The organism is Pseudomonas sp. UTLPPB19802 (assembly GCF_059730225.1).
On record NZ_AP048545.1, the window covers coordinates 4,397,638 to 4,413,523 of the forward strand.

At 65.0% G+C, this 15,886-nt stretch carries 3 protein-coding genes (1 of these 3 cut by a window edge); all 3 read right to left on the reverse strand.

Annotated elements, in window-relative coordinates; translation table 11 throughout:
* Nucleotides 1-12,719, reverse strand: the 5' portion of a protein-coding gene (locus AC6I6U_RS19270) for a non-ribosomal peptide synthetase (protein WP_497877615.1). 3,574 nt of this gene lie to the left of the window's left edge; only the first 12,719 of its 16,293 coding nucleotides appear in the window; the start codon lies at nt 12,717-12,719; the stop codon falls past the left edge of the window.
* A 121-nt stretch (nt 12,720-12,840) separates the two neighbouring features.
* A complete protein-coding gene (locus tag AC6I6U_RS19275) occupies nt 12,841-14,547 on the reverse strand; it encodes a cyclic peptide export ABC transporter (protein ID WP_497877616.1) in 1,707 nt (568 codons plus the stop codon).
* 77 nt (nt 14,548-14,624) lie between these two features.
* The gene (locus AC6I6U_RS19280; protein ID WP_497877617.1) at nt 14,625-15,686 is read right to left on the reverse strand and encodes a TauD/TfdA family dioxygenase; all 1,062 of its coding nucleotides are present in this window, start codon (nt 15,684-15,686) and stop codon (nt 14,625-14,627) included.
* Nucleotides 15,687-15,886: the final 200 nt, after the last annotated feature.

A 15,886-nucleotide genomic window follows, 5' to 3' on the forward strand; every position in this document is an offset into this window, starting at 1 on the left:
AATGCCGTGCTGTCCGGTGCCGGCAAGGCCTTGCGGTCCAGCTTGCCGTTCGGGGTCAGCGGCAGTTTTTCCAGCGCGACGTAGAGGGCCGGGACCATGTATTCCGGCAGTTTTTCCTGCAGGTGACGGCGCAGGCTGTCAATTTCGACCGAGGTATGCCCCTCGGCCAGGGTGTAATAGGCCACCAGGCGCTTGTCGCCCGGTACGTCCTCGCGGGCGGTGACCACCGCTTCGTGGATCGCCGGGTGTTTTGCCAGGCGCGCATCGATTTCCCCCAGTTCGATACGGAAGCCGCGGATCTTCACCTGGTCGTCGTTACGGCCCAGGTATTCGATGTTGCCGTCTGGCAGGTAGCGACCGAGGTCGCCGGTGCGGTACATGCGCCCGCCATGGAATGGATCTTCCAGGAAACGCTCGGCGGTCAGGTCATCGCGGTTCAGGTAGCCTCGGGCTACGCCGGCGCCACCAATGTAGATTTCACCGGGTACGCCCAACGGGACAGGCTGCTGTTGCTCGTCCAGCAGGTAGAACTGGGTGTTGCCCACTGGTTTGCCGATATGCGGGGCGAAGCCGTCCTCACGGTCCATCGCCACCCAGCTGGAGTAAGTGGTGGTTTCCGAAGGGCCGTAGAGGTTGCACAGGCGTTGGACGGTAGTTTTTTCGAACAGCGATTCCACCAGGCTGCGCTTGAGGGCTTCACCGGCAACGTTGACCGTGTGTACCGATTTTGGCAAACCATCGACTTCCAGCAGCGCTTTCAACGCGGACGGCACGGTGTTGATCAGGCCGATATCGTGCTCGCCGTGTTGCAGCTCCAGGACGTTTTTCACCACCTCGATGCTGCCGCCCGAGGTCAGCGGTGCAAAGCACTCGTAGACTGCCAGGTCGAAGTTCAGCGAGGTCGAGAACAAGGTTTTGCTCAACGCCGACCCTTGTTGTGGGAGCCGGCTTGCTGGCGATGAGGCCAGTGAGTCGTGTGCCGCCTGATCGGCCGCTTTCGCCAGCAAGCCGACTCCCACAGGGTTGGTGTGGTTCGACAAGTTGTCGAAAGCCGTATGGGCCCAGGTCAGGAAGTTCACCGTGTTGCGGTGTTCGATCATCACGCCTTTCGGCAGGCCGGTCGAACCCGAGGTGTAGATCAGGTACGCCAGGTGCGCCGAGGTCAGCCCTGGTACTTGCGGATTCTGGACGGATTCGTCCTGCCAAGTGCGTTGATCGAGATTGATCAGAGGCACCGAAGTACCAGCCAGCAAATCCTGGGTAGCGGTCTGGACCAGCACCACTGCCGGGGCACTGTCCTGCAGCATGTAGGCAATTCGCTCTGCTGGATACGCCGGGTCCAGCGGCACATAGGCGCCGCCCGCCTTGAGGATCGCCAGCAGGCCAACGACCATCTCGGCCCCGCGCTCGACACAGATACCCACCCGCGAATCAGGCTGCACACCCTGCTTGCGCAAGGCATGGGCCAGGCGGTTGGCCTGCTCGTTAAGCTCGCGATAGCCCAGGCGCTGCTCGCCATGCACCACTGCCAGTGCATCCGGCGTACGCTCGACCTGAGCCTCGAACAGGCCATGAATGGTCTGCGCTTCGGGATATTCCTGCGCGGTGTCGTTGAACCCTACCAACAGCTGCGCGTACTCACTGGCCGGCAGCACCGACAACCGCGCCAACGGCAGGTCCGGCTGCTCTTCCAGGGCCCCGACCAGACTTTCCAGGGCGCTGAGCATATAACCGCAGACCCGCTGCGCACCGATTCGGGCCAGGGTGCCCACCCGTAGGGTGAAGCCTTCGCCCAGGTCGTCCACCGACAGCATCAACGGGTAGTTGGTACGCTCCTCGCCGGCAATCGTCTCGATCCCGCTCCAGGCCGGCTGCGCGGTGCCAGCATTCGCCAAGTGCCGGTAATTGAGCAAGGCGCTGAATAACGGGGTCGGCGCGGCCACGCCGCTACAACGTTGGGCCAGGGTCAGCGGCGCATGCTCGTGCCCGAGCAAGGCGCTGAGGCGGGCATGGGTGTTCCTGATGCCTTCACGCGCACTCTGGCCGTTCAGCACGACCCGCAACGGCAAGGTATTGATGAACATGCCGAGGGCCCGGTCGGCGCCCTCGCCGCCTTTCAGGCGCCCCAGCAAGACGGTGCCAAAGACCACGTCGCCCTTGCCCGTGACACTGCCCAGTACACGGGCCCAGGCCAGATGATAAAGGCTGGCGGCACTGACACCCAACTGCCGCGCCTGATTCCGCAGGCGACGACTGAGTCCGCTATCCACGACATGCAGGGCTTCTTCGAGACCCCGACCGTCACCCTGCACATCCTGCAGGCCGAACGGCAAGGTGGGCTCGTCGACCTCGCCCAGCATCTCGCCGAAGAACTCCTCGTGCTCGGCCTGGCTCACGCCCAGGCGGGCCTGGGCCACATAGTTGCGATAAGGAATCGAGGCCGGCACTTGCGCCTGTCGACCCTGCATGTAGGCTTCGATTTCGGCCACCAACACCCCCAGCGAGGTGGCATCGTTGATCAGGTGGTGGAACTGCAGCAGTCCGGTCCAGCGCCCGTTGGCCAGATCCTGCGCATAGTCCAGGCGCAGCATCGGCGCCTGGCGGATATCCAGGCGGGCCTGTGGAGCCTCCAGGCGTCCACGCAATTGCTCGGCGATATCGCCGACCAACGGATCCGCCGACACCTCGTTCACCGTCAGCGGAGCCTGGCGCCAGACCACCTGCAAAGGTTCGTCCAAACCTTCCCACGCCACGCTGGTACGCAGGATGTCGTGACGCGCAATCACCCCTTGCAGGGCCTGGACAAAGGCCTCGACCCGCTCCCGGCTGTCGAAGTTGAACAGCGCATGTTGCAGATAGGGGTCGGCGTGGTCCACGGCCAGGTGATGGTGATAGAGGATACCTTCCTGCAACGGCGCCAACGGGTAGATATCCTGCACATTCGCAGCAGAGCCCGGTACGCCCGCCACCACGCGGTCAATCTGTGCCTGGGTCAGGCTGACCAGTGGCAGCAGGTCCGGGGTGATCTGCACGCAGTCGGTGGGGATCAGGTTCGCCGGCACCTCGATTTCCGTGCCACTGCCCACTGCCGCTGCCAGCGCCGCCAGGGTCGGTTGACGGAACAGTGCCCGGACGTCGGCGCCCAGGCCGGCCTGGCGCATGCGTTCGATCAGGCTGACCGCCAGCAACGAATGGCCGCCCAGTTCGAAGAAGTGGTCATGCCGACCCACCTGTGGCACCTGGAGCACATCGGCCCAGATCCCTGCCAGGGTGACTTCGATCTCGCCCTGCGGCGCTTCGTAGCCACGGCTGACCAAGGCCGAAAGATCGGGCACCGGCAGCGCCCGACGATCGAGCTTGCCGTTGGCGGTCAGCGGGAACACCTCCAGCCCGACATAAGCCGAAGGCACCATGTAGTCCGGCAGTTGTTCCAGCAGGTAGGCCCGCAGCGTCTCGATCTCCAGCGCGGCATCGACCGAACTGTAGTAAGCCACCAGGCGTTTCTCGCCAGGATGGTCCTCGCGCGCCAGGACCACCGCTTCCTGGACCGCCGGATGCCCGGCCAGACGGGTTTCGATCTCGCCCAACTCGATACGCAGGCCGCGGATCTTCACCTGATCGTCGTTGCGGCCCAGGTAATCGAGATTGCCGTCGGCCAGCCAGCGCGCCAGGTCGCCGGTCTTGTACATTCGCGCCTCGGGATCGCTGCTGAAGGGGTCCCGGAGGAAACGTTCGGCGGTCAGCGCCGCGCGCCCCAGGTAGCCACGGGCTACGCCAGCACCACCGATATACAGTTCACCCGCCACGCCCAGGGGCACTGGACGCAACTGCTCGTCGAGCAGGTAGAGCCGAGTGTTGTCCACCGGCTTGCCGATATGCAGCGTCGGCCCGTGCCCGTCGATCAGCCCCGAACTCGCCACCACCGTGGTTTCCGTCGGGCCATAGTTGTTCACCAGGGCAAAACGCTGCCCCTCGGGGAACTGCCGCAGGCGGTCGCCACCGATCAGCAGGGTACGCAACGTCGGGTGTTGCAACGACTGGCTGAAGGCATACTCGGCAATCGGCGTCGGCAGGAAGCTAACGTCCAGGGGCTGCGCCAGCCACCAGGCCAGCAAGCCATCGATATCCTCGTTGCCAACAGCCGCCGGCGGCAGGTGCAGGGTCGCGCCGACACACAGCGCCGGCCAGACTTCCCATGCCATCGCGTCAAAGCCGAAACCGGCGACACTGGAGGTCTGGCTCCCCGCCTCCAGCCCGAATGCCCGGCAGTGCCAGCTCACCAGGTTGGACAACTGGCGATGCTCGACCATCACGCCCTTGGGCTCGCCAGTGGAGCCCGAGGTATAGATCACATAGGCCAGGTTGGCAGCGGTCAGCGCGGTGATCGTCGGATTACCCTGTGGTTGTGCGTCGATTCCCCCGGCACGGCGGGCCTCGGCGTCGAGCAACAGTACCGGTACTTCGAGCGCAGGCAGACGTTCACGCAGTTCGGCCTGGGTCAAGAGCAACCGTGGGTCGCTGTCGCGCAACAGATAGGCCAGGCGCTCTGCCGGATGGGACGGATCGATCGGCACATAACCGGCGCCAGCCTTGAGAATCGCTACCAGGCCGACCAGCGTGTCGAGGCTGCGCCGGGCACAGATGGCGACACGATCATCCGGTTGCACTCCGAGGCCAATCAGTTGATGGGCCAGTTGGTTGGCCTGATGGTTGAGTTGGGCATAGGTCAGGCTTTGGCCGGCGTGGACCACCGCGAGTGCGTCGGGGCTGGCCAGCACCTGGGCTTCGAACTGCCGGGCAATGGTCAGCTCGGCAGGATAAGGCACGGCGTCGGGGTTGAAATCCTCCAGCAGTTGCTCGCGCTCGGCGGCCGGCAGCAGCGCCAGGTCACGTACCGCCACATCCGTTGCAGACTCCAGGGCCTCGACCAACTGGCTCAAGGCCGTCTGCATGTAGCCGCAGACCCGCTCACCGTCGACCCCGGCCGCAACCTGGACGCTCAACAGGAAGCCTTCGCCCTGGTCGTCCACCGACAAGGTGCAAGGGTAGTTGGTTCGCTCACGCACGCCGAGCACCCGGACTCCGGCCCAGTGATCGCCACCGCTGGCTTCCCGTGCCGGACTGTGCCGGTAGTTCAGCAACGCACTGAACAGCGGCGCCGAAGCCGCCACCGAACTGCAACGTTGGGCCAGGACCAACGGCGCATGCTCGTGTCCGAGCAGCGCGGTCAGGCGCTGGTGGGTCTGGCGCACCGCATCGCGCACCGAGCAAGCGCCCACGTCGACACGCAACGGCAAGGTGTTGATGAACATGCCCAGCGCCCGGTCGGCGCCCTCACCGCTTTGCATCCGCCCCAGCAGGACCGTACCGAACACCACGTCGTCACGACCGCTGACGCCACCCAGGACCCGCGCCCATGCCAGGTGATGCAGGCTCGCCGCACTCACACCCAACTGTCGGGCCACGCTGCGCAGGCGTTGGCACAGGGCCGCCGGAAGGTCGCGGTGCACCTCCCTGACGCCCTGGCCATCGCCCTGCACGTGCAGCAGGCCGAATGGCAGGGTCGGCTCGTCGACATCGCCGAGCATCTCGCGGAAGAACGCTTCGTGCTGCTCGCGGCTCACCCCTAGCCGCGCCTGGCCCACATAATTGCGATACGGCATGGCCGCCGGCAGTTGCCCGGCCGTGCCCTGCAGGTGGGCAAGCATCTCTTCGCTCATCACATCCAGTGCGGTGTGGTCGAGGGCGATATGGTGGAACAGCAGAATCGCGAGCCAGCGCCGGTTGGCCGGGTCTTCGGCGAATGCCAGGTGCATCAACGGCGCCCGGCCCAGGTCCAGGCGACAGTCGCGGGGGTCGAAACGGCGTTGCAGTTGGCCCAGGATATCGCCCTCGGCCGGGTCCAGCGATAGCCGCTCCAAGGGCAGTTCGACACTCCGCAGCACCACTTGCTGCGGCTGCTCCAGCCCCTGCCAGACCAGTGCCGTACGCAGGATGTCATGGCGCTCGATCATGGTTTGCAGGGCAGCGCCGAACCGCTGCAGATGCGCCTCGTCCTGCAGGGCGAAAGTCGCCTGCAGCAGGTAGGGATCGCCCTGTTCGGCACTGATGTGATGGTAGAGGATGCCTTCCTGCAACGGCGCCAACAGGTAGATGTCCTGCACGTTGGCGGTGCCGCCGGGGATGCTGGTGACGATGCGATCGATGCTGTCCTGGTCCAGTCGAGTCAAGGTCAGCATATCCGGGGTGATGCGCTCGCAGCCGACAGGAATGCCGTTGGCCGGCACCACGATCTCGATACCGTCACCCACCGCTGCCGCCAACGCCGCCAGCGTCGGCTGGCCGAACAGCACGCGCACATCGGCACTCAGGCCGGCCTGGCGCATGCGCTCGATCAGCTTCACCGCCAGCAGCGAGTGGCCGCCCAACTCGAAGAAGTGGTCCTGGCGACCGACCCGGTCGACACCCAGCACTTCGCACCAGAGCGCGGCCAGGCTGGTTTCGGTGGCACCGACCGGCGCCTGGTAGTCGCGGCTGACGAACGCCTCGCTCGAAGGTTGCGGCAATGCGCGGCGGTCGAGCTTGCCGTTGGGCGACACCGGGAGCCTCTCCAGGTGAACATAGGCCGCGGGAATCATGTAGTCCGGCAGCAACGCCTGCAAATGCACGCGCAGGTCATCGGCCTGGGGCAGCGCCTGGCCGCCCTGCAGGCTGAAATACGCCACCAGGCGTTTTTCACCCGGACGGTCCTCGCGGGCCAGCACTGCCGTATCCCGCAGGCCGGGATACTGGCCCAGTCGCGCTTCGATCTCACCCAGCTCGATGCGGAAACCGCGGATCTTGATCTGGTCGTCGTTACGGCCCAGGTAGTCGATATTGCCGTCGGCCTGCCAGCAACCGAGGTCGCCGGTCTTGTACAGCCGCGCGCCCTCGATCGTGGCGAAGGGGTCGACGATGAAGCGTTCGGCGGTCAGTTCATCACGGTTCAGGTAACCCCGGGCGACACAGGCACCGCCAATGTGGATCTCCCCCGCCACGCCCACCGGCACTGGCCGGCGCTGCTCATCGAGCAGGTAGATGCGGGTATTGGCCACCGGCTGGCCGATGCTCGGCAAGGTTGGCCAGGCCTGGGGATCACCGCCCAGGGTCAGTGCCGTGGTGACGTGGGACTCGGTAGGGCCATAGTGGTTGTGCAACCGCCCCTGCTCCAGTCGCGCGAAGAAGCGTCGCATCGGTTCGGTGATTCGCAACTGCTCACCGGCGGTGATCACATCCTGCAGGGCGCAGGCCGAGTGTGCGGTTTCGGCGTCCATCGCCTCGGCCAGGGCCTGCAGGGCGATGCACGGCATGTACAGCCGCTCGATGCGCTGCTCGCGGATATGCTGGAACAGCCGGCGGAAATCCAGGCGGATATCGGCATGGATCAGCGACAACTCGCCGCCGGCACTCAAGGTGCTGAAGACTTCCTGGAAGGCCACGTCGAAACCCAGCGCGGCGAATTGCAGGGTGCGCTGCACCGGCCGGCCTTGTGCGGCCGCCTCGGCGACCTGCCATTGCATCAGGTTGACCAGCGGCGCGTGGGGCATGGCCACGCCCTTGGGCTGGCCGGTGGAGCCCGAGGTGTAAATCAGGTAGGCCAGGTGTTGCGGGGTCAGCCCCGCGAGCTGCGGATTGTGTCGTGGGGCACCATCGATGCCGCTTTCGGTGCGCGCATCGGCCTCCAGCAGCCACACCGGCAGGGTCGCCTGGGGGAAGCGCTGGCGTAGGCCACGCTGGGTCAGCAGCACCTTCGGCGCACTGTCCTCCAGCATGTAGGCCAGGCGCTCGGCCGGGTACGAGGGGTCCAACGGCACATAACCGGCACCGGCCTTGAGAATACCCACCAGGCCGGCAATCATTTCCAGGCTGCGCTCGACACAGATCGCCACCCGGTCGTCGGCGCCGATGCCTTCGGCGATCAACCGGTGGGCGATCTGGTTGGCCCACTGGTTCAGTTGCCCGTAGCTCAGGCGCTGGCCTTCGTAGGTGACCGCCACGGCGTCAGGTCGCGCCGCCGCGTGGGCCTCGAACAATTGATGGACCAGCAGGCCCGCCGGATAACTGCAACCGAAGGCGTTGAAATCCTCCAGCAACTGCCGGCGCTCACTCGCTGGCAACCAGTCCAGGCTGTGCAACGGTGCATCGGGCCGACTGTCGAGGGCATCGGCCAGTTGCTCCAGCACGGTATGCAGGTAGCCACAGATGCGCTGTGCGCCGATCCCGGCCACTGCCTGGACAGTCAACCCGAAGGAATCGCCCAGGTCGTCCACCGATAGCGACAGCGGGTAGTTGGTGCGCTCCTCGCCGCCCATTACTTCGACACCGCCCCAGGTCCTGGCCCGGCCTTCGTCCTCGGGGCCTTGGGCGCCCACTGCGGCATGCCGGTAGTTCATCAGCGCACTGAACAAGGGTGTCGGCGCGGCCACGCCGCTGCAGGCCTGGGCCAGCGACAACGCTGCATGCTCATGGCCCAGCAGTGCCGCCAGGCGGCCATGGATGGCACGCGCGGCCGCCTCGATGCCCTGCGCCCCGGCGTCAACGCGCAGCGGCAGGGTATTGATAAACATGCCCAGGGCCCGATCGGCCCCCTCGCCACCGTGCAGGCGGCCCATCAGGACGGTGCCGAAGACCACGTCCTCGCGCGCAGACAGACGCCCCACCACCTGGCCCCAGGCCAGGTGGTGCAGGCTGGCGTTACTCACCCCGAGGCGCCGGGCCTGGTCACGCAGTCGCCTGGCCAGGGGCTGGGCCACCGACAGGCGGGCTTCCTCGATGCCGCTGCCGTCGCCCTGCAGGTCTTGCAGACCGAATGGCAGGGTCGGCTCGTCGATATCGCCGAGCATCTCGCGGAAGAACGCCTCGTGCTGCTCGCGGCTCGTCCCCAGGCGAGCCTGGGCCACATGATTGCGGTAGGGCACCGAAGGCGCCAGCTCGGCGCCACGCCCCTGGCTGAAGGCTTCGATCTCCCGGCCCAGCAAGGCCAGCGAGGTGGCATCGTCGATCAGATGATGGAACAGCAACACCGCGACCCACCCGTCGGTGGCGGCATCCTCGGCGTAGTGCAAGCTCATCATCGGCGCCTGGTGCAGGTCCAGGCGCATCCGGCGTGGGTCGAACTGTTGTTGCAACTGGGTCGCCACGTCACCCTGGTGCGGATGCGGCAGGAACGCCTCGACTCGCAGCCGGGCCTGGCGCCAGACCACCTGGACCGGTTCGTCGAGCCCTTCCCAGGCCACGCTGGTACGCAGGATGTCGTGCCGGTCGATGACCGCCTGCAAGGACTCGCTGAAGTCCAGCAACTGCTCGAAACGGTCGACCCGCAGCAGTGCGCGCAACAGGTAGGGATCCCCTTCGTCACTGCTCAAGTGGTGATAGAGAATGCCTTCCTGCAACGGTACCAGGGCATAGATATCCTGGACGTTGCCCGCCCCGCCCGGAACCCGGGCGACCACGCTGTCGACCTGGGCCTGGGTCAGGCGGGCCAGGGGCAGCATGTCCGGAGTGATATGCTGGCAGCCGGCGGGAATGCCGTTGGCCGGAGCCTGCACTGCGATGCCATTGCCGCTGGCCGCCGCCAGGGCGGCCAGGGTCGGCTGGCCGAACAGCACGCGTACATCGGCGTGCAGGCCGACCTCCTGCATGCGTTCGAGCAGTTTCACCGCCAGCAGCGAGTGGCCGCCCAGCTCGAAGAACTGATCGTGGCGCCCCACCCGGTCCACGCCGAGCAACTCGGCCCACAATCCGGCCAGTGCCACTTCCACCACGCCCTCGGGGGCCACGTACTCGCGCCGGGCATAGGCCTGGGCCACAGGCACCGGAAGAGCCTTGCGATCGAGCTTGCCATTGGCGGTCAGCGGGAAGGCCTCCAGGCTGACGAAGGCGCTCGGCAACATGTATTCCGCCAGCGTCTGGCGCAATTGGTCACGTAGTTGCGCAGCGTCCAGTTCGACGCCAGCGGCAGCGATGACATAGGCCACCAGCCGCTTGTCACCCGGCTCGTCCTCGCGCACCAGCACCAGCGCATCGCGCACGCTTTCGCAGGCGGCCAGTTGCGCCTCGATTTCACCCAGTTCGATACGGAAACCGCGAATCTTCACCTGTTCGTCGTTACGCCCCAGGTATTCCAGGCTGCCATCGGCCAACCATCGGCCCAGGTCGCCGGTGCGGTACATGCGCGCGCCGGGAGCCGGAGCGAAGGGATCGTCGAGGAAGCGCTCGGCGTTCAACTGCTCGCGGTTGAGATAACCCCGGGCCACGCCCGCACCGCCGACATACAGCTCGCCCACCACGCCCGGTGGCAGTGGATGCCCATACCCATCGAGCAGGTACAGGCGCAGGTCGGGAATCCGCTTGCCGATCGGGCTGGCGCCCACGCGCTGGGCGTCCTCGGCCTGCAACGGGTAATAGGTCACGTGCACCGTGGTCTCGGTGATGCCGTACATGTTCACCAGTTGCGTACCGGCATTCACCGCCCGGCCGTACCATGGCTTGAGCATCGCCGTGTCCAGCGCCTCACCGCCGAAAATCACCTGGCGCAAGGCGTGCGCCCGGCCATGCTCGCCCTGGGCGGCAATCAACTGGCGGAACGCGCTCGGCGTCTGGTTGAGTACCGTCACGCCGGCGTCGCACAACAGTTCGTAGCAGTCCTGCGGCGAACGGCTGACCAGTTGCGGCACGATCAGCAAACGACCGCCGTGCAGCAACGCGCCCCAGATTTCCCAGACCGAGAAGTCGAAGGCGAACGAGTGGAACAGCGCCCAAGTGTCCTGTTCGCTGAAGCCGAACCAATCCTCGGTGGCCGTGAACAGCCGCGCGACGTTGCGATGCTCGACCATCACGCCCTTGGGCAGGCCGGTGGAGCCGGAGGTGTAGATCACATAGGCCAGGTTCGCGGGCGTCACCGAAACGTCTGGATTGCGGGCGGACTCGTCCCGCAGATCAACATCATCCAAATTGATGACTGGCACCTGCACCGCCGGCAAGGCTTCCTGCACCGCGTGCTGGCTGAGCAAGGCCACCGGCGCACTGTCGCCGAGGGTGTAGGCCAGGCGCTCGCGGGGATAGGCCGGGTCCAGCGGCACGTAGCCGGCGCCGGACTTGAGAATACCGAGCAGGCCGATGATCATCGCCGGGCCGCGCTCGACACAGATCGCCACCCGATCATCCGGGCGTACGCCCAGGGCCAGCAGGCGATGGGCAACCTGGTTGGCGCGCTGGTTGAGTTCGCCGTAGCTCAGGCGTTCGTCCTGGTACATCAACGCCACGGCGTCCGGCCGCTCGGTGGCACGGGCTTCGAACTGTTGGTGGATCGTCTGTGCCTGGGCGAAGTGCCGCTGGCCAGCATTCCATGCCTGCAACTGCAGGACATCGGTGGCATTGAGTACGGAAAATGCACGCACTGGCAATCGTTCATTCGCCAGCGCCTGGTCCAGTACATGCTGCAGCCGCTCGGCCATCGGCTCGATCTCGTCGGCCTGGAAATACGCCTCGTTGTAGATGTAGTGCAGACGCGATTCATTGTCGTAGACGTTGGTCCGCAGGTGGATGGCCAGCGGCGTCTGTTCGTGATTGTTCGAACACTTCACCGAACGCGCATGCGCCGGCCCGAAACGCAGCAGATAGTCGTGCTGTTCATAGGAAAACGTCAGGTCGAACAGTTGCGTGCGATCGCTACGCCGCAACTCCAGCAGACGGTTGAGGTCGGTGACCGGGAAACGCTGGTTGCGGTAGTCCTGCTTGACGGCTCGGGAAATGCCCTGGACCAGTTCGGCGAACGGCAGGTCGGCACTGAAGCGCAGGTGGACCGAGCTGAGTTGGGCAAACAGCCCCAGGGTCCTCCTGTAACTGGCATTGGAGCGGTTGAGGATCGGCAGGCCGATTACCAGCTCGTCGCGCTGGTGGGTACGGGTGAAGTAGACATACAGAACGGCCAGCAGGATGTGGAAACGCGAGACCTGGAGCCTGCGGGCCAGGTCGTCGAGTCGATGTTCAAGGTCTCGGGCGAAACCACAGTTGAAATGGCCACTGCGGCTCAAGTCCTCGTCGTGGACCTGGCGTTGACGGGGGGCCAACAGCGATTCGGGAATATCACGGTATTTATCCAGCCAATAGGCCTGGTCGCGAGCGAAACGTGCCGAGCGACGGTAATCGCGGTCGTCCTCGATAAAGTCGAGATAGGATGGCGCCTCCAGGTCGGGCATTTGCTCATCATGCAGGGCGTTGTAGATCTGGGCCAGAGAAGCACAGAGCGCATCGATGCCCCAGCCGTCGAGCACGATATGATGCGCATGCACGGCAAAGTAGAAGCGCTGTGCTTCAACCTTGAGCAGGTGGAAACGGAACAGTGGGCCGTCACCCAGCGTGAATGCACGCTCGAGCTGGCGCTGCATCCAGCCCTGCGCAGCGTCCGCCTGCCCCTCGAAATCCAGTGCGGCCACGGACACCGCAAGCGTATCGGCGAAGGCCTGCAGCGGTACGCCCTCCTCGTCACGCTGATCGAGCAGGACCGTACGCAAGGCATCATGTTTCTGGATCAGCAGGTCCACCGCCTGCTGGAACAGCCCGGTGTCGAGGTGCCCCTCGATGTCCAGGTAACCCCCGATGTTGTACAGCGGCGAATCGCCTCGGGTCATCTGGTCCAGCCAGATATTGCGTTGAGCAGCGGTCAGGGCAAACGCCATACATTTCTTCTCGCAAAGGGTCAGCCTCACCACGCTGGAAAAGGCGGCGACAGCCGGGAATTGAGTCAGGCCCAGGGGCCTGGCCGACCAGGCCCCTGGAAGCGTCAAGAAGCGCTGGAATTCAGGCGCGCTTGCCCTGTACGGCACAATTCACGTCGGAGACGATGTGTCCGTCGACCAACTTGATGATGCGATCGGCCAGGTGAAAGTACTGGTCGTCGTGGGTGATGATCAGTACCGTCTTGCCCCGGCGCTTGAGGTCCGGCAGCAGTTCCTCGTAGAAGAAACGCTTGAACGGCGGGTCCTGATCCGCGGCCCATTCGTCGAGCAGGTAGATTGGCCGATCCTCCATATAGGCGCAGACCAGGGCCAGGCGCTTCTGCTGGCCGTAGGACAGGGCCTTGGTGGTCGAATAACCCAGGCCCTCGATCGTGATCTTGTCCGCCAGGCCAAGGGTCGCCAGGTATTTCTGCGCGAGGTCGGTGCTGGCATCTTCCTGCTCGTCCGGGCCGATCAGGCGGTTGAACAGCTGGAAATCGGAGAACACCGCAGAGAACAGGTCACGGTAGTGGTTGCGCGAGGCTTCGGTGATCGCCTTGCCATCGAGCAGCACCTGCCCTTCCTGCGGGATGTAGAGCCCGCTGAGGACCTTGGCCAGGGTGCTCTTGCCGCAGCCGTTGCCTCCGACGACGTAGATCAACTCACCCGCCCGGACGGTCAGGTCGATGGGACCCAGGCCAAAACCGGAGCCGGTGATCGGATCCACGTAATTCATGCGCACGCCCTGCAACTCGATACTGTCCCAGTTCCGCTTGTGATCGAGGAACAGGACATTCGCGGTTTCGCTGGCAAGGGCTTCCGACTCGGGATGCGGGTCGCTGATGGAGAAACCGAAATCCGCCAGGCGGGCACTGGCGATACGCCCTTGAGCCAGCATGGGCATGGCGCTGACCAGCAGCGACAGCGGGCCCATGATGTACAGCACCGCCAACACGCTGGCGCTCATGGTCTTGGCATCGATCGCCCCGGCCAGCGGCGCAATGAACAGCAGGCAACCGATCAGCAGCGACAGGGTCAGCTGACCGACGTTGTCGGCCGCGGTGTACCAGAGCCGTTCGAGGTAGTTGTAGCGCGCCACCTTGGTCGACGATTCCTCGATCGCCGAACGGCTGAACCAGCGTCGGCGAATGCCGTTCAGCTTGAGTTCCTTGAGGCCGAACACGAGGGCGTGGGTGTATTCGTTGAACGAGGTGTACTCGTCGCGCACCTTCCTGGTGACGCCCATGCCTCCCATGAAAAAGCCCAGGTAGAGCAGGAACCCGAGCACGATCAGGCCCATGGTCAGCGCGAATGCCACCCAGGACAGATACGCCAGGTAGGCGATACCGAACAGAAACACCGCGGACTCGACCAGCACCGTCGGCATGATCACCAGCGTGCTGTTCAGTTGCGGGATATCGTTGGTGAGCATCGTCAGCACGTTCGGCGCCCCGCGACGATCGACCTCTTCCAGGGGCGTCACCAGGATCTTGCGGCACAGGGCAATACGCAGGCGGGTCATGATGCGCATGCTGGCATAGGCCGGAAACAACGCGGCGCCATTACGGAACAGCAACGCCACCGCGCTCAGGCCGACGAACCAGTACACCGACTGCCACTGGAAGCGCTCCTCATGGATCGCCTGGTTGATCACATTGATCACCGCGATGGAGGCTACGCCGCTGGTGATCCCGGTCAACAGGGTCATCAGGGTCAGCCAGGGATGGCTGCGCCAGAGCAGACGCATGACCGAGCCGGGTTTGGCCTTTTTCTCTTGCCCGTTGTTCATTGGTGACTGTCCTTGAATGCTTGGGCCAGCTCGCCGGCCGGCCGTTGAAAGTCCCGGGAGACCCGGCGTGGGTTCGCTCAGGCGGGCTTCCAGACGTCGTCCCGGGCGGTCATTTCACCCATCGCGACGACGATCAGCCGGGGTTCTTCGTAGGGGTCGCGAGCATGGGCGGCCAGCATGTTGTCGAGCATCACCACATCGCCCCTGCGCCAGTCGAAACGCACCGCGCAGTGCTCGTAGGCCTCGCCGATCAGGGCCATGACCGCGTCTTCGATCGGCGAGCCGTCGCCATAACTGACCAGTCGTGGCAGGCGGTCGGCACCGAACATGTCGAGCAGGTCCTCGCGCATTTCCTCGCCCAGGCAGAACGGATGATGCAACTGCACCTGGTTGAAGAAGCAGCGCTCGCCGGTGAACGGATGGCTGATCACAGCCGGGCAATGCGTGCGGATCTGCAGGCTCTCGGCGTCGAGCCACTCGAAATCGGTGCCCTGGTCGCGGCAACGTTGCTCGACGACGCTGCGTTCGCGGGTGCCGAAGAACGATTCCCAGCTCGGTTCGACGCCGGCGGTAAAGGTGCGGCTGTAGCGCAGGCCCTTGCTCTCGAAACGTGCGACCACCTCGGCCGGCAGGCGCTGCAGCACTTGCCGGATATCCGCCAGCGGCGTCGCCCCACCGACTCGCGAGGGTTGCTCGCAGAAGAACCATTGCTTGCGCGGCCAGCTTTCCAGGTGCGAGCTTTCGTTGTGGTAAAGGATCATCTCGCGCTCGGGGTAAGGCGTGGAGCGATAGACGTTGCGCCCGCCCTCCTTCTTCGGCAGGTCGCCATAACTGCCATGCAGGCCGGGCGACAGCGCCTCGGCGAAGGTTTCGAAGGCCGCGACCGAGCCCAGGTCGAAACCACGAAACAGCAGCGCACCGTGCTGGCAGAGCAGCGCCTCGATCGCCGTGCGCTGCGTAGAGGCCCACAGCACCGGATCCAGGCCGGCCACGACGGGCTCGATCACCACCGGCAGGCTCATGCCGGTATCCAGGAAGGACAGGCGCACCAAAGGGTCGCCTACCCCATCTGGCCAGGCCGGCGAATCGGAAATGTCGTCAGCGGTGATAACCGGCGCAGCATTAGCTTGAAGACTCATGAACAACTCCTGGACCACAGCCCCTCACATCCACGTTGGATGGCGCGGGACCAGGCCGGTCCCACTGCCGCGCAAGGATAAGAACATCGATGGCCACAGCTGTCTGTCACCGCAAACCGGGACAGCCGCAGCGTCTGCGGCCAGCGGCGGTTTTGTCCCCATTTCCCGCGACAGACGCCGGCAAGCGCTCGGTGCTGAAA

Bases quoted from the DNA above. Each gene is read 5' to 3' on its own strand.
- AC6I6U_RS19275 (WP_497877616.1), bottom strand. From the start codon at position 14,547: ATGAACAACGGGCAAGAGAAAAAGGCCAAACCCGGCTCGGTCATGCGT.
- AC6I6U_RS19280 (WP_497877617.1), bottom strand. From the start codon at position 15,686: ATGAGTCTTCAAGCTAATGCTGCGCCGGTTATCACCGCTGACGACATT.